At 70.9% G+C, this 21,487-nt stretch carries 18 protein-coding genes; 11 read left to right on the top strand and 7 right to left on the bottom strand.

Annotation, left to right across the window (positions count from 1 at the left end; all coding sequences use genetic code 11):
• Positions 1-120: 120 nt before the first annotated feature.
• The gene (locus ABZU43_RS09525; protein ID WP_355006033.1) at positions 121-3,468 is read left to right on the top strand and encodes a DNA polymerase III subunit gamma and tau; all 3,348 of its coding nucleotides are present in this window, start codon (positions 121-123) and stop codon (positions 3,466-3,468) included.
• Here the strand turns inward: ABZU43_RS09525 and ABZU43_RS09520 are convergent.
• Positions 3,446-4,204 (bottom strand): DUF998 domain-containing protein, encoded by a 759-nt coding sequence (locus tag ABZU43_RS09520; protein WP_355006032.1) that lies wholly within the window; start codon positions 4,202-4,204, stop codon positions 3,446-3,448. The two genes, ABZU43_RS09525 and ABZU43_RS09520, sit on opposite strands and share 23 nt — an antisense overlap.
• A 201-nt stretch (positions 4,205-4,405) precedes the next feature.
• Here ABZU43_RS09520 and ABZU43_RS09515 point away from each other — a divergent pair, with 201 nt between their 5' ends.
• From ABZU43_RS09515 to ABZU43_RS09485, 7 genes are all read left to right on the top strand, one after another.
• Positions 4,406-4,714, top strand: coding sequence for a YbaB/EbfC family nucleoid-associated protein (locus ABZU43_RS09515; RefSeq protein WP_007466279.1), 309 nt, complete (start codon positions 4,406-4,408; stop codon positions 4,712-4,714).
• Positions 4,715-4,722: 8 nt separating this feature from the next.
• A complete protein-coding gene (recR, locus tag ABZU43_RS09510) occupies positions 4,723-5,316 on the top strand; it encodes a recombination mediator RecR (RefSeq protein WP_124856597.1) in 594 nt (197 codons plus the stop codon).
• A gap of 314 nt (positions 5,317-5,630) precedes the next feature.
• Positions 5,631-7,295 (top strand): ABC transporter substrate-binding protein, encoded by a 1,665-nt coding sequence (locus tag ABZU43_RS09505; RefSeq protein WP_355006031.1) that lies wholly within the window; start codon positions 5,631-5,633, stop codon positions 7,293-7,295.
• 82 nt (positions 7,296-7,377) lie between these two features.
• Positions 7,378-8,382, top strand: a complete 1,005-nt coding sequence (locus ABZU43_RS09500) for an ABC transporter permease (protein WP_355006030.1) — start codon at positions 7,378-7,380, stop codon at positions 8,380-8,382.
• A complete protein-coding gene (locus ABZU43_RS09495) occupies positions 8,379-9,341 on the top strand; it encodes an ABC transporter permease (RefSeq protein ID WP_355006029.1) in 963 nt (320 codons plus the stop codon). The genes ABZU43_RS09500 and ABZU43_RS09495 overlap by 4 nt, the downstream gene beginning before the upstream one ends.
• Positions 9,342-9,348: 7 nt before the next feature.
• Positions 9,349-10,359, top strand: coding sequence for an ABC transporter ATP-binding protein (locus tag ABZU43_RS09490; protein ID WP_355006028.1), 1,011 nt, complete (start codon positions 9,349-9,351; stop codon positions 10,357-10,359).
• 76 nt (positions 10,360-10,435) lie between these two features.
• Complete coding sequence (locus ABZU43_RS09485; RefSeq protein WP_355006027.1) at positions 10,436-11,539, top strand: oligopeptide/dipeptide ABC transporter ATP-binding protein; 1,104 nt, start codon at positions 10,436-10,438, stop codon at positions 11,537-11,539.
• Positions 11,540-11,563: 24 nt separating this feature from the next.
• On the opposite strand, the gene ABZU43_RS09480 is transcribed toward ABZU43_RS09485, so the two are convergent.
• Both ABZU43_RS09480 and ABZU43_RS09475 read right to left on the bottom strand, forming a co-directional pair.
• Positions 11,564-11,953 carry a hypothetical protein gene (locus tag ABZU43_RS09480; RefSeq protein WP_355006092.1) on the bottom strand — a complete coding sequence of 130 codons (390 nt, stop codon included), beginning with the start codon at positions 11,951-11,953 and terminating at the stop codon, positions 11,564-11,566.
• Positions 11,947-12,585 carry an HNH endonuclease family protein gene (locus ABZU43_RS09475; protein ID WP_355006026.1) on the bottom strand — a complete coding sequence of 213 codons (639 nt, stop codon included), beginning with the start codon at positions 12,583-12,585 and terminating at the stop codon, positions 11,947-11,949. Before ABZU43_RS09475 ends, ABZU43_RS09480 begins: the two co-directional genes overlap by 7 nt.
• A gap of 107 nt (positions 12,586-12,692) precedes the next feature.
• Here ABZU43_RS09475 and ABZU43_RS09470 point away from each other — a divergent pair, with 107 nt between their 5' ends.
• Complete coding sequence (locus ABZU43_RS09470; RefSeq protein WP_355006025.1) at positions 12,693-14,186, top strand: MFS transporter; 1,494 nt, start codon at positions 12,693-12,695, stop codon at positions 14,184-14,186.
• Positions 14,187-14,217: 31 nt separating this feature from the next.
• Here ABZU43_RS09470 and leuA read toward each other — a convergent pair whose 3' ends face one another.
• Positions 14,218-15,969 (bottom strand): 2-isopropylmalate synthase, encoded by a 1,752-nt coding sequence (gene leuA / locus ABZU43_RS09465; RefSeq protein WP_355006024.1) that lies wholly within the window; start codon positions 15,967-15,969, stop codon positions 14,218-14,220.
• Between the two features lie 237 nt (positions 15,970-16,206).
• Positions 16,207-17,478, bottom strand: a complete 1,272-nt coding sequence (locus ABZU43_RS09460) for an MFS transporter (RefSeq protein ID WP_355006023.1) — start codon at positions 17,476-17,478, stop codon at positions 16,207-16,209.
• A 77-nt stretch (positions 17,479-17,555) separates the two neighbouring features.
• Here ABZU43_RS09460 and ABZU43_RS09455 point away from each other — a divergent pair, with 77 nt between their 5' ends.
• Positions 17,556-18,542 (top strand): DUF5937 family protein, encoded by a 987-nt coding sequence (locus ABZU43_RS09455; RefSeq protein ID WP_355006022.1) that lies wholly within the window; start codon positions 17,556-17,558, stop codon positions 18,540-18,542.
• Between the two features lie 13 nt (positions 18,543-18,555).
• Here the strand turns inward: ABZU43_RS09455 and ABZU43_RS09450 are convergent, their stop codons facing one another.
• Positions 18,556-19,086, bottom strand: a complete 531-nt coding sequence (locus ABZU43_RS09450; RefSeq protein ID WP_355006021.1) for a nitroreductase family protein — start codon at positions 19,084-19,086, stop codon at positions 18,556-18,558.
• Positions 19,087-19,170: 84 nt separating this feature from the next.
• Complete coding sequence (locus tag ABZU43_RS09445; protein WP_355006020.1) at positions 19,171-19,959, bottom strand: hypothetical protein; 789 nt, start codon at positions 19,957-19,959, stop codon at positions 19,171-19,173.
• 259 nt (positions 19,960-20,218) lie between these two features.
• Here ABZU43_RS09445 and ABZU43_RS09440 point away from each other — a divergent pair, with 259 nt between their 5' ends.
• Positions 20,219-21,484 (top strand): aspartate kinase, encoded by a 1,266-nt coding sequence (locus tag ABZU43_RS09440; RefSeq protein ID WP_355006019.1) that lies wholly within the window; start codon positions 20,219-20,221, stop codon positions 21,482-21,484.
• Positions 21,485-21,487: the final 3 nt, after the last annotated feature.

Genomic DNA, 21,487 nt, shown 5'->3' with positions numbered 1-21,487 from the left:
GAGTCGATCAAGCCCTGGTGGCCCGGTCGATCAAGGTTCAAGGCCCAGGCGCCCGGGGTGGTGGGTGGTCACCCGCGCCCGACCGGCGCAGAATGGCTCGGTCGAGAGGAGGCGGGACGAGTGACGCTGGCGCTCTACCGCAAGTACCGGCCGCGTACCTTCGCTGAGGTCATCGGTCAGGAGCACGTGACCGAGCCGCTGTCGCAGGCGCTGCGCAGCGGACGGCTCAACCACGCCTACCTCTTCTCCGGCCCCCGTGGCTGCGGCAAGACCACCAGCGCCCGGATCATGGCCCGCTCGCTCAACTGTGAGCAGGGCCCCACGCCCGAGCCGTGCGGCAAGTGTGACTCCTGCCGCTCGCTGGCGGCCGACGGCGCCGGCTCGATCGACGTGATCGAGATCGACGCGGCCAGCCACGGCGGTGTCGACGACGCCCGCGAGCTGCGCGAGCGCGCCTTCTTCGCGCCGGCCAGCAGCCGCTTCAAGATCTACATCATCGACGAGGCGCACATGGTCTCGACCCAGGGCTTCAACGCCCTGCTCAAACTGGTCGAGGAGCCCCCGGAGTACGTCAAGTTCATCTTCGCCACCACCGAGCCGGAGAAGGTCCTCGGCACGATCCGGTCGCGGACCCACCACTACCCGTTCCGGCTGTTTCCGCCGAAGGTGGTCCGCCCGTACCTGGAACAGCTCACCCAGGCCGAGGGCGTCGCCGTCGAGCCGGCGGTCTTTCCGCTGGTGGTCCGCGCCGGTGGCGGCAGCATGCGGGACAGCCTCTCCGTGCTCGACCAGCTCATCGCCGGCGCCGGCGCGGAGGGAGTCAGCTACGCCCGGGCCGTCGCGCTGCTCGGGGTCACCGACTCGGCGCTGATCGACGAGATGTGCGACGCGCTGGCCGCCGGTGACGGCGCGGCCGCGTACGCCACCGTCGACCGGGTCGCCGAGGCCGGGCACGACATGCGCCGGTTCGCCTCCGACCTGCTGGAACGGCTGCGCGACCTGATCGTGATCCAGCAGGTGCCGGACGCCGCCGCGAAGGGTCTGATCGACGGCCCGGCCGACCAGATCGAGCGGATGGCAGCCCAGGCCTCGCAGCTCGGCTCGGCAACGCTCTCCCGCTGCGCCGACATCGTGCACAACGGCCTGGTCGAGATGCGCGGCACCACAGCGCCCCGCCTGCTGCTGGAGCTGATCTGCGCCCGGATGCTGCTGCCCGGCGCGGACGACTCCACCGGCGGCCTGCTCCAGCGCCTGGAACGGATGGAACGCCGGCTCACAGTGGGCGGCAGCGACGCGCCGTCGGCCGCCGCCGGCTCCGCGCCAACCAACCACCCAGGGGTACGCCCACAGCCAGCCACCCCGGTCCCGGCTGCCGCCACCCCGGCACCCGCGAACGCCCCCACCTCGGCACCGCCGTGGGACGTCGACCCGGCGGCGTCCACGGCCCAGGGCGCTCCCGCCCCGGCTGCTCCGGTCACCGAGGCACCCGCTCCGACCTCCGGCGCACCGGCCTCGTACGTCTCGCCGGCCGACTCGCCGATCCCGGCCTCGCCCGGCGCGTCGACCGGTCCGGCAACCGCTGACCAGGCCGTACCCGTCTCGCCCGCCGCTCCGGCCCCGCGTCGCGTGGTGCCACCGTCGGCGGTGCTTCCCGACCCGGCCACGCCCGCGCCGCCCCGACCCGGAGCACCGGCCGCCGCGCTGGACGCGGTAGCGGTCCGCCGCGTCTGGCCCGACGTGGTCGGCAAGGTCAACCGGACCAACAAGCGGATCGCCGCCCTGATGCGTGACGCGGTGGTCCGCGAACTCGACGGCGACACGCTGGTGCTGACGGTGAAGTCCACAGTGCTGGCCAAGATGATGGCCGACCACGCGGCGGTGCTCACCGACGCGCTCTACGAGGAGTTGGGCGGGCGCTGGCAGATCCGGTGCGAGGTGGCCGGCGAGCGCGGTGGCGTGTCGCTGTCCGGCTCGTCGCGCGCACCGCAGACCGCACCGCCCCGACCCGCCGCGCCCCCAGCCCCGTCCGACGCGCCCGCCGCCGCGAACCCGACTGCCGCAGGCTCGACGAGCGCGACGCCGGCCGCGCCTGGCCCGACCGCCGCACCCGGCTCGAATGCCGCGCCTGGTTCGAGCGCCGCGCCTGGCTCGCCTGCTGCCCGTGGCTTGAACGCCGCGCCTGGTTCGAACGCCGTGCCTGGTTCGAACCCCGCGTATGGCTCGAACCCCGCGCCCGGCTCGAACACTGCGCATGGTTCGCATGACGCGCCTGGCTCGAATGCCGCGCCTGGCTCGAATGCCGCGTCAGGGTCGAACACATCTGGCTCGACCGCTGCGCCAAGTTCGAGCGCGGCACCGGGCTTCAGCGCGGCGCCGGGCTTCAGCGCTGCGCCGGGCTTCAGCGCTGCGCCGGGCTCGAACGCCGCGCCTGGCTCGACCGCTGGGTCAGGCTCGAACGCCGCGCCTGGCTCGAACGCTGCGCCTGGCTCGACCGCCGCGCCTGGCTCGACCGCTGGGTCAGGCTCGAACGCAGCGCCAGGTGCGAACTCCGCCGGGCCTGGAAGTGGGCCATCCAACGCCCCGACCGCCGCCGGTCCGACGAACGCCTCGCCGACCGCCGCGAACCCGAGCGGCGCTGCCGGCTCGGCCTCGCGTGCCGGTGTCGGTGCGGGTTCCACTGGTCACGGTGCTGGTGGTCACGGTGCTGGTGGGCGGGGCGCAGCGTCGTCCGCCCCGGCGGCGGACGACGACGGCGACTGGCCGGAGGCGGCGCGCCCAGGCGGCGGTGGCCTCGCCGCCGAGGCTACTGATGACGAGGACTGGCCGGAGGCCGCCCGACCTGGCGGCGCGTCCGCTGGAAACGAGTCGAGCCCTCACTCCGCACCGGCGTCGACCGGCGCGAACGGCAGCACCGGGTACGGGAACGCCGGGAATGGCAGCGGCCCGAACGGCAGCGGCACCAACGGCGGTGGCGCGAACGGCGGTGGCCCGAACGGCGGTGGCCCGAACGGCGGCGGCACCAACGGCGGCGGACCCGGTGGTTCGGGTGGGCCCGGGGCGGCGGCCGGCGGCGGTAAGCCGGGTGGGCGGGGTAACCCGACACCGGCGGCCCGGCAGCCGGCGGCAGCCGGTGGTGCGCCGGTGAGCAGCGCCATCGCCGCGGCTCGCGCGGCGGCGGCGGGGCGCGGTGCGCGTACCGGAGCGGCAGCCCGGCCCGTCGCGGACGCCGAATGGGCCGGCGAGCCGCCCTACGACCCGGACTTCGACGGCCCGGCGCGGGCCGGCGGCCGGCCTGGCGGCGCGGCACCGGCGGCGACCCCGGCCTTTGAGGGGTTCGACCCGGGCGACGAGCCGTTGGACGAGATCATCGACGAGAAGACGGCCCGGGAGTCCAGCGAGGAGCAGGCGGTACGCCTCCTCAGAGAGACCTTCGGCGCCGAAAAGATCAACGAGATCGACGCCCGCTAACGCCGTCGATCATGGAGTTGTGGTGGGTGGCAAATCGCCCATCAGTGCTCTTCTTGGGCACCATAACTCCATGATCGACGCCGACGGGGGTGCGCGGTTGGGGGGTTTCGGCTAGGAGGACTCCCAGGGCGCAGGCCCAGAGGGGGAACGGGAGCACCGCTACTCGTTCCATGCCGCCCACCCCGAGCCCCAGGCCCTGTTGGGCGGCGAACAGTGTCGTTCCGGCCAGCGCGATGAGCCCGGCGGTGAGGGTGAGTCGGCGCCACCTGCCGAGCGTCGTGCTGCGTGGTGCGAGGCCGGCGAGGAGTAGGCCGACGTTGCCCATCCCCATGATCAGGACTGCGCCGAGGACGTGCAGGTTCTCGTCAATGTCGGCCGGGTAGAGGGCCACGAGGGCGTATCCGCCGGTGGCCAGCAGTAGGAGTGTCTGGGCAGTGCGCACCACCGGGCCGCGGCCGAGAACCCGCCAGGTCAGCAGGAGCCCGCCGGCGAGCAGGACGGCGGTGGCCAGTGTCGCGGTGTTCATCAACGGGTGCCACGGTGAGCAGACGTAGCGGGGGCGGGTGGTGTCCCAGACGCCGCAGTGGGCGTTGCCGAGGTCGCTGATGTTGTGGGTGGCCCAACTGTAGGTGGGCTCGCGCCACCGCAGACCGGTGATCAGGCTGGCGACGAGGAAGACGGGCGAGGCCGCGAGCCAGCACAGTGCGCCGACCCGGCCGGTGCGGTTGAGGTTCATGCCTTGAGCAGACCAGTGCGACGGGTATGGGCGCACTACCAGCAGATGGCCGGTTCGGGGTAGGGGTAGCCGTACCCGAGGCCACGGCGTGGGCGGACGCACCGGGCGGGGCGAGGTCGGTCCCAGCGGATAGGCTGAGCGGCGGTCGAGCAGACGAGTGCGAGAAGGAGCCATCCCGTGCGCCCAGGTGGACAGCCGAACATGCAGCAGATGCTGAAGCAGGCGCAGAAGATGCAGCAGCAGATCGCCGCCGCCCAGGCCGAGCTGGCCGAGGCCGAGCTGACCGGCACCGCCGGCGGCGGGCTGGTCACCGCGACGGTCTCCGGCTCCGGTGAACTCAAGGCCATCAAGATCGACCCGAAGGCCGTCGACCCGGACGACGTGGAGACGCTGGAGGATCTGGTCGTCGCGGCCGTGCACAACGCCGCCGAGGCGGCCCGGGAGCTGACCGAGCGCAAGATGGGCCCGGTCGCCGGCGGCATGGGCGGCCTCGGCCTGCCCGGTTTCTGAGCCGGCAGATGTACGAAGGTGCCATCCAGGATCTGATCGACGAGCTGGGTCGGCTGCCGGGCGTGGGTCCGAAGAGCGCTCAGCGGATCGCGTTCTACGTCCTCTCGGCGGATCCGGCCGACGTCAACCGGCTGGCCGGCGCGCTGCGCAAGGTCAAGGAGCTGGTGCGGTTCTGCACTACCTGCTACAACGTGGCCGAGTCCGAGCAGTGCCGGATCTGCCGCGACCCGCGCCGCACCGACGAGGTGCTGTGCGTGGTGGAGGAGCCCAAGGACGTGGTGGCCGTCGAGCGGACGGGTGAGTTCCGCGGTCGCTACCACGTGCTGGGTGGCGCGATCAATCCGCTGGAGGGGATCGGCCCGGACAACCTGCGCATCCGGGAGTTGATGATCCGGCTCGGTGGCGGCGGGGTGCGGGAGTTGATCCTGGCCACGGATCCGAACACCGAGGGCGAGGCGACAGCCACCTACCTGGCGTTGATGGTGAAGCCGATGGGCATCTCGGTGACCCGGCTGGCCAGCGGGCTGCCAGTCGGCGGCGATCTGGAGTACGCCGACGAGATCACCCTCGGCCGGGCCTTCGAGGGGCGCCGCGCGGTCTGATCGCCTGACGTACGGCCGGTGGCCGGCACCCCGTTCGGGTGCCGGCCACCGCTGCGTCTCTGCCCGGAAATGATCTGACACCTGTGCCCTCATCGGGGCTGTTCGACGTAACAGTTTGGCATCGCGGGTGCTGATTGATCGGTTTTTGCCGCTGTTTACCTAAGAATCGAATGTCAAGCGGCGGTTGAGGCACGATCCGATACCAACCGTCCACTCAGCGGTTTCCGGGTGGACGCATCGGGAGCTATGGTCACCGCCATCGGTGACCCCTGTCACCACGTTGTCCGTACCCCCAAGGACGAGGTGAAGCACACATGCGTGCACCCAGGCCGAAGGTCGCGATCGCGGCCATCGCGGTCGCGGCCCTCGCGGTAGCAGGCTGCGCCGAGAGCAACCGCGACGACGACAAATCCGGCGGTAGTAAGAAGGACACCCTCATCTTCGGCGTCGCCGGAGACCCGAAGGTGCTCGACCCGAGCTTCGCCAGCGACGGTGAGTCGCTGCGTGTGGCGCGTCAGGTCTTCGAGACCCTGGTCCGACCGGAGGAGGGTGGCACGAAGGTCACCCCCGGCCTGGCCGAGTCCTGGACCCCGGACGCCGCCGGCACCACCTGGACCTTCAAGCTCCGCTCGGGCGTGAAGTTCCACGACGGCACCGACTTCAACGCCGAGGCCGTCTGCGTCAACTTCAACCGCTGGTACAACGCCAAGGGCCTCATGCAGAGCCCGGACGTGACCGCGTACTGGCAGGACGTCATGGGTGGCTTCGCCAAGAACGAGGACGCGGAGCTCCCGCCGAGCCTCTTCAAGTCCTGCGCCGCCAAGGACGCCACCACCGTGGACCTGGCCTTCACCCGGGTCTCCAGCAAGATCCCGGCCGCGCTGATGCTCCCCTCGTTCTCCATCCACAGCCCGAAGGCGCTGCAGGAGTTCGACGCGAGCAACGTCGCGGGCACCGCCGAGGACATCAAGTACCCGGCGTACGCGACGGCGCACCCGACCGGCACCGGCCCGTTCAAGTTCAAGGCCTGGGACGTCGCCAACAAGACGCTGACCCTGGAGCGCAACGAGGACTACTCGGGCGCCAAGGCCAAGCTGAAGACCCTCATCTTCAAGACGATCTCGGACGAGAACGCCCGCAAGCAGGCGCTGCGCTCCGGCGACATCCAGGGCTACGACCTGGTCGGCCCGGCCGACGTCGAGCCGCTGAAGAGCGAGGGCTTCAACATGCTCACGCGCCCGGCGTTCAACGTGCTCTACCTGGCGATGAACCAGAAGGGCAACCCGAAGCTCGCCGACGTCCGCGTCCGGCAGGCCATCGCGTACGCCCTGAACCGTCAGCAGCTGGTCACCTCCAAGCTGCCGCCGGGCGCCAAGGTCGCCGACAACTTCATGCCGGACACCGTCGAGGGCTGGAACGGCGACGTTCCGAAGTACACCTACGACCCGGCCAAGGCGAAGGCGCTGCTGGCCGAGGCGGGCGCGTCGAACCTGACGCTGAAGTTCCACTACCCGACCGAGGTCACCCGGCCGTACATGCCGAACCCGAAGGACATCTTCGAGTTGCTGTCGGCGGACCTGAAGGCCGTTGGGATCACCGTCGAGGCGATCCCGCTGAAGTGGAGCCCGGACTACCTGAACGCCACCACCTCGGGTAGCAAGCACGACATCCACTTCCTGGGCTGGACCGGCGACTACGGCGACGCCTACAACTTCATCGGCACCTTCTTCGACCGGCCGAAGGACGAGTGGGGCTTCAACAACAAGGCCCTGTTCGACCAGTTCAAGGACGCGGACACCACCGCCGACATCGCGGCCCGGACCGAGAAGTACAAGGCCCTGAACAAGTCCGTGATGGAGTTCCTGCCGGGTGTGCCGATCTCGCACTCGCCGCCGGCGATCGTGTTCGGCAAGGACGTGACCGGCGTCAAGGCGAGCCCGCTCACCGACGAGCGCTTCGCCACCGCCGAGTTCAAGTAAGTCCTGATCTGACGCAAGGAACGCGGGCGGGCGCTGTCGCACAGCGCTCGCCCGCAACCCTCCGCACCCCTTCGAGGCCGCCGTGTTCCGGTTCATCGTCAGGCGCCTGCTTCAGCTGATACCCACGCTGTTCGGGCTCTCCATCCTGCTCTTCATCTGGCTCCGCCGGCTCCCCGGCGGCCCCGAGACCGCCATCCTCGGCGAGCGCGGCACGCCCGAGATGCGTGCCGCCATCCGCCGCAACATGGGGCTCGACGAGCCCATCCTGGTCCAGTACGGCCGGTTCGTCCGGCGCATGATCAAGCTCGACCTGGGCACCTCGACCTCCACCAAGCGGGCGGTCACCACGGAGTTCATCGAGCGCTTCCCCGGCACCGTCGAGCTGACCATCACCGCGATGATCATCGCGATCGGCATCGGCATCCCGCTGGGCTACCTGGCCGCCCGCCGTCGCGGCCGTTTCCTGGACCACGCGTCAGTGGGCGGTTCGCTGATCGGCATCTGCATCCCGGTCTTCTTCCTGGGCTACGTGCTCAAGGCGATCTTCTCGGAGAATCTGCACTGGTTCCCGTCCAGCGGCCGGCAGGACCCGACGCTCGAGGCGACCCGGGTCACCAACTTCTTCGTCCTCGATGGCCTGATGACCCGCGAGTGGGACGCCGCCGCCGACGCGCTCTGGCATCTGGTGCTGCCGGCCATCGCGCTGGCCAGCATCCCGTTGGCGATCATCGTCCGGATCACCCGGGCGAGCGTGCTGGAGGTGCTGAACGAGGACTTCGTGCGCACCGCCGAGGCGAAGGGCCTGACCGAGCAGACGGTTCGTCGCCGGCACGTCCTGCGCAACGCCATGCTGCCGGTGGCCACCTCGATCGGTCTGCTCGCGGGCGGTCTGCTCTCCGGCGCCGTGCTGACCGAGACCGTCTTCGCCTTCAGTGGCATCGGAGCGTTCGTCGCCGAGGCCATCGGCCAACGCGACTATCCGGTGCTGATGGGCTTCATCCTGATCATCGCGGTGGTGTACGTGCTGGTGAACCTCCTGGTCGATCTCTCCTACAGCTTCATCGACCCGAGGGTGAGGGTGCGATGACACTCAGCCCGGGCAAGAAGCGCGAAAAAATCGACCGGCTCTCCGAGTTGGCCGCCCGTGACGACGAGCGGGGCGTCAGCCTCTGGCAGGAGGCGTTCCGCCGGCTGCGCGGCAACCCGGCCGCGATCGTCGGTGCCGTCATCCTGGCGCTCTTCGTGCTGGTCGCGGTCATCGGACCGTTCCTCGTGCCGTACGCGGCGACGGACACGATCGGCATCCGGGAAGGGCTGATCAAGCCGGGTGTCATTCCCGGCCCGAACGGCGACCACTGGTTCGGCTACGACCACCAGGGCCGTGACGAGTTCAGCCGGATGATCGTGGGTGCCCGCCAGACCCTGCTGGTCGGTGTGGTCTCCACCCTGATCGGTCTGGCGATCGGCGCGCTGATCGGTGGCGTCTCCGGTGCCGCGGCCGGCCTCGGTGGCCGGTGGGGGCGGTGGATCGACACGACCCTGATGCGGTTCATCGACATGCTGCTGGCGATGCCGAGCCTGCTGCTGGCGGTGAGCATCGCCGCCCTGCTAGGGGCCAGCCTGACCACTGTGATGATCGCGGTCGGCGTGGTCTCGGTGCCGGTGTTCGCCCGGCTGCTGCGCGGCTCGATGATCTCCCAGGCCAACAGCGACTACGTGCTGGCGGCCACCTCGCTCGGTGTCAAGAAGTCGAAGATCGCGCTGACCCACGTGGTGCCGAACTCGCTCGCCCCGGTGATCGTGCAGGCCACGCTGACCCTGGCCACCGCGATCATCGAGGCCGCGGCGCTCTCCTTCCTCGGCCTCGGCAACCCGGACACCGCCGTACCGGAATGGGGTGTCATGCTCGCCGACGCGCAGCAGTACCTCGGCATCCGGCCGTCACTGGCGATCTACCCGGCCGTCGCGATCATCATCACCGCGCTCGGCTTCACCCTGCTGGGTGAGGCGATGCGCGAGGCCCTCGACCCGAAGCTGCGGAAGTAGGCCCGCAATGGCACTGCTCGAAGTTGAAGATCTCTCCGTCACGTTCGCCCGGCGCGGCCAGCGGGCCGTGCACGCGGTCGACGGGGTGTCCTTCTCGGTCGACGCCGGTGAGGTGGTCGGCCTGGTCGGCGAGTCCGGCTGCGGCAAGAGCGTCACCTCGCTCGCGATCATGGGCCTGTTGCCCAAGCAGCCCGGCCTGCGGGTCGGCGGCAAGGCCGTCTTCGACGGCACGGACCTGCTCCAGCTCGACGACCGGTCGCGGCGGGACATCCGGGGTCGGGACATCGCGATGATCTTCCAGGACCCGCTCTCCTCCCTGAACCCGGTGATCCCGATCGGGTTGCAGGTGACCGAGGTGCTCACCCGGCATCGGGGGATGAAGGGCGAGACCGCGGCGAAGGAGGCGGCGGCGCTGCTGGACCGGGTCGGCATCCCCGACCCGAAGCGGCGGCTCAAGGAGTATCCGCACCAGCTCTCCGGTGGAATGCGCCAGCGTGCGCTCATCGCGATGGCGGTGGCCTGCCAGCCTCGGCTGCTGATCGCCGACGAGCCGACCACCGCGCTGGACGTCACCATCCAGGCACAGATCCTGGAGCTGCTCAAGGAGCTGGTCCGGGACTCCGGCACCGCACTGTTGATGATCACGCACGATCTCGGTGTGGTGGCCGGCATGGTCGACACCGTCAACGTGCTCTACGGCGGCCGGGTGGTGGAGACGGCCCGCCGTCGTCCGCTGTTCCGCCAGCCGCGCCACCCGTACACAGTGGGTCTGCTCGGCTCGGTGCCGCGCCTGGACGCCGGGCGGGGCGAGAAGCTCAACCCGATTCCCGGTTCGGTCCGCGACCTGCTGCCGTGGCCGGACGGATGCGCCTTCGCCCCGCGCTGCGCCCGCCGGATCGACGAGTGTGTGGGTGAGCCGCCGGAGCTGGTGCACGCGCACGACGGACGGAGCTACCGGTGCGTCAACCCGGAGCCGCTGCCGGGCCTGGTGCCCGCCCCGCGCGAGGAGGAAGCGTGAGCGAGCGTAGCGAGCGAACCATCAGGCACAGCAGCGTGGCGTCTCACGCCGGCGCGGAGCGAAGCGGAGTGCTGGCGTGAGTGAGAACGACATCCTCGTCGAGGTGCGCGACCTGAAGGTGCACTTCCCGATCAAGCGGGGGGTGCTCTTCGACCGGGTGGTCGGCCAGGTGAAGGCCGTCGACGGGGTCGACCTGAGCATCGCGCGCGGCAAGACGTACGGCCTGGTGGGTGAGTCCGGCTGCGGCAAGTCCACGTTGGGCAGGGCGCTGCTCCAGCTCACCCCGCCGACCGCCGGTGAGGTCAGCTTCGACGGCGTCGAGCTGACGACGCTGCCGTCCGGCAAGCTGCGCAGCATGCGTCGTCGGATGCAGATGATCTTCCAGGACCCGATGTCCAGTCTCGACCCCCGGCAGAACGTCGAGTCGATCCTGACCGAGGGCCTCCAGACCCACGGAATCGGCACCGACCGCACCGACCGTCGACGGATCATCGGCGAGACTCTGGACGCGGTCGGGCTGCCGCGCTGGGCGCTCTCCCGCTACCCGCACGAGTTCTCCGGCGGGCAGCGGCAGCGCATCGGCATCGCCCGCGCGCTGGTGCTCGGGCCGGAGCTGATCGTCGCCGACGAGCCGGTCTCGGCGCTCGACGTGTCGATCCAGGCCCAGGTGGTCAACCTGCTGGACGAGCTCCAGGACAGCCTGGGGCTGACCTACCTGGTGATCGCGCACGACCTCGCTGTGGTCCGGCACATCTCCGACACGGTCGGCGTGATGTATCTGGGCGCGCTGGTGGAGGAGGCGCCGAGCGACCGGCTCTACACCGAGCCGCTGCACCCGTACACCCGGGCGCTGATGTCGGCGGTGCCGGTGCCGGACCCGGACGTGGAGGACCGCCGGGAGCGGATCCTGCTCGCCGGTGACCTGCCGTCGCCGGCCAACCCGCCGACCGGCTGCCGCTTCCACACCCGCTGCCCGTGGGCGCAGCCCACCCGCTGCGCCGACGAGCGACCGGTGCTGCGGGACATCGGCGCCAGCCGGGTGGCCTGCCACTTCGCGGAGCAGATCGCCAGCGGCGAACTGCGCCCGCACGGGGTCAGCGCGCAGATCGTCAGGCCCGAGGGCGAGGGGGACGCGCCGAGCGTGGTCTCCGCGCCCACCGAGCCCGGCTCGTACGTCTGAGACTGGACGCGGTGCCGGCGTTCGTCAGCCCTCGGGGCGGTTCAGCAGCCCCACCGCGACGCCGTGCACCGCGTCCAGCCCAGCCGGGTCGGCAAGCGTGACCGACGTGCCGGTCACCGCGTACCACTCGTCCGCGTCCTTGTACTGCACCCGCACTGTGACCTTGCCGTCCGCGTACTCGGTGCGCAGCGTCAGGTCCCCGGTGACGACGCCGACCTCGTCGGTCATCACGCCGCCGGGGCCGGGCACGATGTCGGTGGTGCGGCTCTGCGGGCCGGCCGCCCCGCTCGAATCCGCGACCATGCCGGCACCCGGCACGGCGGCGGGAGTCTCGGCGGCGCCGTCCGCGGTCATGCCGGCGGCGGACGGGCCGCTCTCCTCGGCGGCGGTCACGAATCGCTCCCCACTCAACAGCCCTCCAACATGTCGGTCAGGGCGGCCTTCTCGGCGCTGGTCACCGTCAGCTTCCAGTAGTGCTTGACCGTCACCCAGTCCTGGGCGTATTTGCACCAGTAAGACCGGTTTGCCGGTTTCCACTGCGACGGGTCCTGGTCACCCTTTGCCCGGTTGGACGAGGCGGAAACCGCGAAAAGCTGCGGACGGGTGGTGTCGTTGGCGAAATCGCCGCGCTTCGCGTTGTCCCACTCGTCGGCACCCGAGCGCCACGCGTTGGCCAACGGCACCATGTGGTCGATGTCCACGTCGGAGGGATCCGAGAAGCTGCGACCGTCGTACACGCTCTCCCAGCGCCCACCGACCACGTTGCAGCCGGAGAGCTTCACGTCCTTGCCGTCGCGCTGGAGGATGCTGTCCCGGATATCGCAGTTCTTGCCGGTGTCCCGCCAATGCGGGAAACGCTCCCGGCTGTAGCCCTTCATCGAGCCGGCGGTAGCGACGGTCAGCTGACTCAGCTGCTCAGCGGCGTTGCCGCCGTCGCTCGACGGCGGTGTGGTCGGTTCATCCTGCGGGACGCAACCGGCCACGCCGAGCGCCAGCGCCGCGGTGAGCACGGCCACCGCCGCTCGCGGTCCTGATCTGGTACGCACAGACGACACCTCTCCAGCTTGGGGGCTCCCGGCGATTGCGCACAGTACCCGGGCACGGTTTCGGCGTTTCGTGGCGTCTCCCACATGATGCAAGGCAGATTGGTGGGATGACCGCACCCGTACCGGCGACCGCCCTCCGGATGGGCACCACCGCCGGCAGGGGCACGCTGCTCGCCGCCGTACTCGCCTCTGGAATGGTCTTCCTCGACAGCACCGTCGTCAACGTGGCGCTGCCGAAACTTGGGCAGGACCTCGGCGCGAACGTGGCCGATCTCCAGTGGACCATCAACGGCTACCTGCTGATGCTGGCGGCGTTCGTGCTGCTCGGCGGCGCGCTGGGCGACCGCTTCGGCCGGCGACGCATATTCCTCATCGGCGTGGTCTGGTTCACCGCCGCCTCCGTGCTCTGTGGGCTTGCCCAGGACACCGGCATGCTGATCGCCGCCCGGTTCCTCCAGGGCGCCGGTGGCGCGCTGCTCACGCCCGGGTCGCTGTCGGTGCTCCAGGCGAGCTTCCATCCCGATGACCGGGGTCGGGCGATCGGTGCCTGGGCCGGACTGTCCGGGGTCTCCACCGCGCTGGGGCCGTTCATCGGGGGCTGGCTGATCGACGCGCTCTCCTGGCGCTGGATCTTCTTCCTCAACCTGCCGATCGCCGTGCTCGTGCTACTGGCCGCCCTGCGCTGGGTGCCGGAGAGCCGGGACGAGAGTGCCTCCCGCACGGAGGAACGGGGTCGGACCCGACGACGGTTCGACGTCGCCGGAGCCCTGCTCGGAGCGCTCGCGCTCGCCGGCGTCACCTACGCCCTGATCGACGCGCCGGCCCGCGGGTTCGACTCCGCCGAGGTGCTGATCGCCGCCCTGGTCGGGGTGCTCTCCGCAGTGGCCTTCGTCCTGCTGGAACGGCGGCGTGGCGACACCGCGATGCTGCCCACCGGCCTGTTCAGCAGCCGACTCTTCTCGGTGCTGAACATCTTCACCGTTGTCGTCTACGCGGCGCTCGGCGGCTTCACCTTCTTCTTCGCCGTCTACCTCCAGAACGTGGTCGGCTGGTCGGCCTTCCGCACCGGCATCGCGTTGCTGCCGATGACCCTGCTGCTGCTGGTCGGCTCCGCGCGCGCCGGTGCGCTGTCCGCCCGGATCGGCCCACGACTGCCGCTGGCCATCGGACCGGTGGTCGCCGCGGTCGGCCTGCTGCTGCTGCGCGGCGTCGGACCGGGCGCGTCGTACTGGCGGGACGTGCTGCCCGGGGTGCTGCTCTTCGGCATCGGGCTGACCCTGGTGGTGGCACCGCTCACCGCGTCGGTGCTGGCCGCCGTGCAGGACCGGTTCTCCGGGGTGGCCAGCGGGTTCAACAACGCCGCATCCCGCGCCGGCGGCCTGCTCGCGGTGGCGGCGCTGCCGCTGCTGGTCGGGCTCTCCGGCGGCGGGTACGAGCAGAAGGCCGAGCTGACCGACGCGTTCCGGGGCGCGATGGAGTGGTGTGCGGGGCTGCTCGTGGCCGGCGCGCTGCTGGCCCTCGTGCTGGTCCACCGACCGCCCCGGAAAGCCCCGCCGTCCCAGCCCTGCCACTCAATGCCCGCCGCGACACCCCCGAAGTAGAAAACCACTTCGGGGGTGTCGCGCGCCTAGGTCAGCGGCGGGCGCGGTTGACGGCGCTGGTGACCGCCTTGATCGACGCGGTGACGATGTTGGCGTCGGTGCCGACACCCCAGACCGTCCTGCCGTCCACCTCACACTCCACGTACGCGGCGGCCTGCGCGTCACCACCGGAGGAGAGCGCGTGCTCGTGGTAGTCGAGCACCCGTACGCCCACCCCGACCGACTGGAGCGCGTTGACGTACGCGTCGATCGGGCCGTTGCCGACAGCGGCGAGCGAGCGCTGCTCGCCGCCCACACCGACCTGGGCCTCGATCTCGACCTTGCCGTCCACCGTGCCGATCGTGTAGCCGGCTAGCCGGACCGCCGGGTCGGGCTGGTGGTCGAGCAGGTAGTGCGTCGCGAAGATCTCCCACATGGCGGCCGGGTCGACCTCGCCGCCGTCGTGGTCGGTGACCTGCTGCACCACCCCGGAGAACTCGATCTGGAGCCGGCGCGGCAGGTCCAGTTGGTGCTCGCTCTTCATGATGTACGCGACGCCGCCCTTGCCGGACTGCGAGTTGACCCGGATGACCGCCTCGTAGGTGCGGCCCAGGTCCTTCGGGTCGATCGGCAGGTACGGCACCGCCCAGGTGTGCTCGTCCACCGGCACGCCGGCCGCCTTCGCGTCGGCGGCGAGGGCGTCGAAGCCCTTCTTGATCGCGTCCTGGTGGGAACCGGAGAAGGCGGTGTAGACCAGGTCGCCCGCGTACGGGTGGCGCTCGTGCACCGGCAGTTGGTTGCAGTATTCAACCGCCCGCCGGACCTCGTCGATGTTCGAGAAGTCGATCATCGGGTCGATGCCCTGGGAGAAGATGTTGAGCCCCAGGGTCACCAGGTCGACGTTGCCGGTGCGCTCACCGTTGCCGAACAGGCAGCCCTCGATGCGGTCCGCGCCGGCGAGCAGGCCCAGCTCGGCGGCGGCCACACCGGTGCCCCGGTCGTTGTGCGGGTGCAGGCTCAACACCACGCTGTCCCGGCGCGGCAGGTGCCTGTGCATCCACTCGATCGAGTCGGCGTACACGTTGGGGGTGGCCATCTCGACGGTGGCCGGCAGGTTGATGATCAGCGGCCGGTCCGGGGTCGGGTCGATCACGTCGATCACCCGGGAGCAGACCTCCAGCGCGTACTCCAGCTCGGTGCCCGTGTACGACTCCGGCGAGTACTCGTAGAAGATCTCCGTGTCCGGGGTGTGGATCTCGGCGTACTTCTGGCAGAGCCGCGCCCCGGTGGTGGCGATGTCGGCGATGCCGTCCCTGTCCAGGCCGAAGACCACCCGCCGCTGGAGGGTGGAGGTCGAGTTGTAGAAGTGCACGATGGCCCGCTTCGCGCCGCGCAGCGACTCGAACGTCCGGTCGATCAGGTGCTCCCGGCACTGCGTGAGCACCTGGATGGTGACGTCGTCCGGGATCATCTCGTCTTCGATGAGCTGCCGGACGAAGTCGAAGTCGGTCTGGCTGGCCGACGGGAAACCGACCTCGATCTCCTTGTAGCCCATCTGGACCAGCAGCTGGAACATCCGGCGCTTGCGCTCGGGCGACATCGGGTCGATCAGTGCCTGGTTGCCGTCGCGGAGATCCACGGCGCACCAGCGGGGGGCGGCCTCGACGGTGCGGGTGGGCCAGGTGCGGTCCGGGAGTTCGACCCGGAACTGCTCCCCGTACGGCTGGTAGCGGTGGTACGGCATCCGGCTCGGGCGTTGCCGGGCGATCGGATCGGTTTCAGCGTCGGTGACAGGTTGAGCCATCTCGGAGTGCTCCCTGGAACATGTGGCGTCAGCAGATCGGAAGGTGTCGGCGAGATGCCGGGCGACGGTGCGCGGCGGTGCCGAGAAGAAAATCGGATGTGCTGGACGGCGCGATGCAACTCCGCGACGAGGTGCCGGCCGGTCAGGCCTCGTCGCGGCGGCTAAGGAGGAGCAGCGCCTGCCACATGACCAAGTCACCCTACGTGATGGAACGGTGGGTGGAAAGACAGGTCCGGACTATGGGACCGGGGTCATGGCCGGCGCCGCGGCCTCGGCACCCAGCCGCGGCGTGCGTCCGGCCCAGGCCACCGCAGGCACGATCGCCAGCCCGACCAGCACGAAGATCGCTGCCGTCGGTAACCAACCCCACCCGCCGGTGGTCACGCCGAGCACGGTCAGTCCGGCCGGCGCGATCAGGTACTGCACCTGCACGCCGAGTTCGAGCGCCCCCACGTACGCGCCGCGCTGGTTGGCCGGTGGCAGGGTGGCGGTGAGCCCCCAGGTGCCGGCCGACTCGATCAGCTCGGCCAGGATGAGTACCGTCGCCGCGGTCACCAGCACCACGATGGTGAGCCAGCCCCGGGTGAACCCGGAAATCGGCAGGACCAGACAGAACAGGGCGATCAGCAGTCCACCCCGACGGGAGGCCCGCGCCGCGTCCGTGGCGGTGTCCGCGCCCCGGCTCACACGTACCTGGAGCAGCACGATCAGGACCGTGTTGAGCAGCACCAGAGCGGCGATGACCGTCTTCGGGGCGTCGGTGTGGGTGAGGATCCAGAGCGGCATGACCGTCAGGTAGAGCGCCTGGTGTGCGGTGAGCAGCCCGGAGAGCAGGGACACCGTCATGAACGGGCGGTCCCGCAGCACGGCGAGCCGACTCATCGGCTCCACCGGCCTGCGCACCTGCGGCAGCCGAGGCAGTCGGCGCACGAAGAGGGCCGTCACCAGGAAGACCGTCGAGATGAACCAGACCATCCCCCGGTACGCCTCGATCGTGTCCACCGCCAGCACCAGGCCGCTGATCACCGCGCCGAGCCCGAAGCCGACGTTCAGCGACGAGCGCTGGTACGCCATCGCCGTGACCCGTTCGGCCGGCGCGAGCGCGTTGATCGAGTAGACCTGCCGGGCCACGCCGACGGCGGCGTCCACGGCGGCCAGCGCCACCACCACGGCGAGGAACCCCGCGAAGCCACCCACGAAGGGGTAGGTCGCGAACAGCGCCGCGTTCAGCACCAGCCCCACCACCCAGACCCGCTGCGGTCCGTACCGGTCGGTGAGCCCACCCAGCGACACCGTGCCCAGCAACGTCACCCCCGCCGCGATTGAGAGCCCCAACCCCACCTGGGCGGCGCTGAGCCCGAGCGCCCGGGTGAAGAAGACGGCGCTACCGGCGTGGAACAGGCCGCTGCCGACGGCGTAGACCATGGCCTGCACGGCCAGGGCGCGGGTCAGCCCGGCCGGCGGTACGACATCTCGAACGGCGGTACGGATGGTTTCTCTGGTCCCCATGTTCGAGGAGTGAAGCGGGTCCCCATGACCTCGGTCGAATCTTTTAGGCTGGACCGAATCCTGCTCCTGGGGGGCGTGTGTCCGAGTTGCGGTTCAGCCTGGCCGACGTGGCGGGAGTGCGGCTCGCCGTGTCACCGGTCAACGAGACGGTCATGAGCATGTGGGCGCTGGCCAACCCGGTCCGCTACGCGGTGCACCTGCCCTGGATCGACCGGGCCCGGGTGACGTTGCATCGTCCCGAGGTGGCCGACCGGGTCCGGCCTCTGGTGGGGTTGGTCGTGCCGGGTCGCTGGCTGCCCGACTTCCTCACCCCGGCGGCCCGACCGAACGTGGAGATGGCCGAGCAGCTCGACCAGATCGCCGCGACACCGCCGGCCGTGGTGGTCCAGGACCTGCTGGCGACGACCTGGCAGAAGCCGCTGAGCCCGTTCGGGCGGGCGCTGCTCGCCGACCCCGGCGGGCTGCTGCCGCAGGTCGTCGACGCGGTGCGGGTCTGGTACGACGAGGCGATCGCCCCGGACTGGCCGCGGATGCGGGCGCTGCTCGACGCCGATGTGGCGTATCGGGCCGCCCAGCTCGCCGAGAGCGGGGCCGGCCGGTTCTTCGAGCACCTCCACCCGAGCCTGCGCTGGCACGGCGACCGGGTGATCAGCGACGACACGTTCGAGCGGGACTTCGACCTCCGCGGTCGTGGGCTGGCGCTGATCCCGACGGTGTTCACCGAGCAGCACGTGCTGTGGAACCTGCTCGAGGATTCGCTGCCGGCCGGCGCGTACCCGGTCCGTGCCGTCGGGACGCTCTGGGAGGCGACCGCGTCGCCGCCCGGCGACCCGCTGGCACGGGTGATCGGGCCGGGCCGGACCACGCTGCTGTACCTGCTCGAGACGGCGCTGACCACCAGCGACCTGGCCCGACTCACCGGGATGTCCGCCGGAAACGTCTCCCAACACCTGGCCGCGTTGCACGGCGCCGGCCTGGTGTCCCGGTCCCGCGAGGGCCGGCACGTGCGCTACCGCAACACCGATGCCGCGGCGGTCCTCCTCCGGGCCAGCCGGGGCGAGTGAGCCCAGCGCCCGATCAACGCAGCAGCAGCTCGGCGACCGGGTGGCGGTGCCGCAGGCCGGTCTCCCGGGCGTGCAGGTGGGCCGGGAGGTCGAACGGGTTGCCGAGTCGTCCGACGGCGGCGACCACCAACGGGCGGACGTCGCCGGGCAGGTCGAGTTCGGTGGCGAGGCCGGCCCGGTCGAACCGGGTGAGCTGGTGTACGTGCAGGCCGAGCGCTGTGGCCTGCACTGTCAGGTGGGCGATCGCCTGCCCCAGGTCGTACGCCGCCTGCTCGGTGTTCAGGCCGGTGTGGGCGCCGACCACCAGGGTCGCGGCGTGCCGGATCCAGAACTGGTCGTCGACCGGGAGGCTGATCAGGATCCGTTTCCAGGTCTCGTCGTCGCGGTGGCCGAGGGCGAACCGCCAGGGCTGCCCGTTCTCCGCCGACGGGGCCCAGCGCGCGGCCTCAAGCAGCGAGGCGGACTCCTCCGGGGTCAGCTCGGCGCCCGGGTCGAAGGCTCGTGGACTCCAGCGGTAGGCGAGCAGCGGGGTGAGGTCGGCCATACACCGGATCGTCCTGTATGGGTGATTCGCCCCTTAGGGTGGGGTGGCTGAATGTGGGCAAGAGCACCCGTAACGGGACGAAGATCAGGGCGTTCCCGCGCCCGGGCTCTCCGACGGGTCCGGGGTCGGCGGCGCGGCGGTGTCGAGCGGCTCCCGGTCGATCACCACCGGGCCGGCCAGCTGCACGGTGGCCGGTGCCGGGCCGGGTGCGGCGGCCAGCCTCAGCATCCCGGCCCCGGTCTGGACGCCGGTGGGCGTGCCGTCCTGGTCGTAGCAGTAGATGCCCACATCCAGCGGGGCGTTCAGCGACGCCGAGGTGGAATCCACCGAGTAGCAGGTGCCGGTGAGGCCGTCGGGCGTCCTGGCCGGGGCGACGGCCAGGGGCGCGCGTCGGTCGGTGAGCACGTCCAGCCAGTCGGTGAGCAGGTGCTGGACCCGGGGGTCCGACCGGCGTGGAACCGCGTCGTCGCGATCACCCAGGCGTACGCAACTCGCCGACTCGGCCCGACCGGCCGCCGGCAGGGCGCACTGGAACAGCCCGTCGGCCGTGCTGGCCATCGAGACGTCGGCGGTGCCACCCAGGGCGCCCCCCGGCACGTCCACCCGCCAGCTGCCGTCGTTCGCGCTGGTGAACACGATGGTGCGATCCGATTGACCCGTCTGGCTGTAGACGTACTGGGCCACCAGGTGGCGGTCCTGAGCCGCCGCGGCCAGCGCGGCCAGCTCGTCCCGTGCGGCGTCCACCTCGACCGGCCCCGGGTCGGCCGGCGGCGGAGGCGGAGGCTGCTCGCTGGTGCAGGCGACCAGGAGGGCTGGCAGGGCGAGGACGAGCGGCCCGATCACGCGGCCGGCCGAGCGGATGAGGACGGGCACCGGCCCATTCTGGTGGGTGCGGGCGGTTGGCGGGTGCCGGCGCGTACCTGGCCCGTCCCGGCGTGTCGGGCGGGGCGGCCCGGCGTACCCATCCGACCTGGTGGGACCGCCCCGGCCGGTCCCGGCCGGGCCGGATGGTGGGATCACCTGACCCGGCTTCGTTATCCGCCGGATACCCTCATGAGGTCTGACACGCGCCGCCGGCCCCGGTTCCGGCGGCGTCGGCACGCTCAGGGTCGCTGGGAGGGAGTGCACCGTCGTGGCACTCGTGGTGCAGAAGTACGGCGGGTCCTCCGTCGCCAACGCCGAGCGGATCAAGCGGGTGGCCGAGCGCATCGTCGCCGCCCGCAAGGCCGGCGACGACGTGGTGGTGGTGGTCTCCGCGATGGGTGACACCACCGACGAGCTGCTCGACCTGGCCAACCAGGTCAGCCCGCTGCCGCCGGGCCGCGAGCTGGACATGCTGCTCACCGCCGGGGAGCGGATCTCCATGGCCCTGCTGGCCATGGCCATCCACAACCTGGGGTACGAAGCCCGCTCGTTCACCGGTTCGCAGGCCGGCGTGATCACCACCTCGGTGCACGGCCGCGCCCGGATCATCGACGTCACCCCCGGGCGGCTCAAGGGAGCGCTCGACGAGGGTTCGGTGGTCATCGTGGCCGGCTTCCAGGGCGTCTCGCAGGACACCAAGGACGTCACCACGCTGGGTCGCGGTGGTTCGGACACCACCGCCGTGGCGCTCGCCGCCGCCCTGCACGCCGACGTCTGCGAGATCTACACCGACGTGGACGGCATCTTCACCGCCGACCCGCGGATCGTGCCCAACGCCCGACACATCCGGCACATCACCTACGAGGAGATGTTGGAGCTGGCCGCGTGCGGCGCGAAGGTGCTGCACCTGCGTAGCGTGGAGTACGCCCGGCGGGCGGGGTTGCCGATCCACGTCCGTTCGTCATACTCGACCAACACCGGCACGATGGTCACCGGATCGATGGAGGACCTTTCCGTGGAGCAGGCACTGATCACCGGGGTCGCGCACGACCGCAGCGAGGCCAAGATCACGATCGTCGGGGTGCCCGACGAGCCGGGTGCCGCCGCGCGGATCTTCGACACCGTCGCCGGCGCCGAGATCAACATCGACATGATCGTGCAGAACGTCTCCACCGAGGGCACCGGCCGGACGGACATCTCGTTCACCCTGCCCAAGGCCGACGGCCCCACCGCGATGGCCGCGCTCAGCAAGATCCAGGAGCCGGTCAAGTTCAAGGGCCTGCTCTACGACGACCACGTCGGCAAGGTCTCGCTGATCGGCGCGGGCATGCGCTCGCACCCCGGGGTGGCGGCCGGCTTCTTCGCCGCCCTCGGCGCGGCCGGGGTCAACATCGAGATGATCTCCACCTCCGAGATCCGGGTCTCCGTGGTCTGCCGGGACACCGACCTCGACGCCGCCGTCCGCGCCATCCACGACGCGTTCGATCTGGGCGGCGACACCGAAGCCGTGGTCTACGCGGGGACGGGTAGGTAGCGC

The sequence above is a fragment of the Micromonospora sp. NPDC005205 genome, from assembly GCF_040608275.1.
Taxonomy (GTDB): domain Bacteria; phylum Actinomycetota; class Actinomycetes; order Mycobacteriales; family Micromonosporaceae; genus Micromonospora.
Note: the sequence above shows the minus strand (reverse complement) of the source record. Positions and strands in the feature narration are given on the sequence as shown.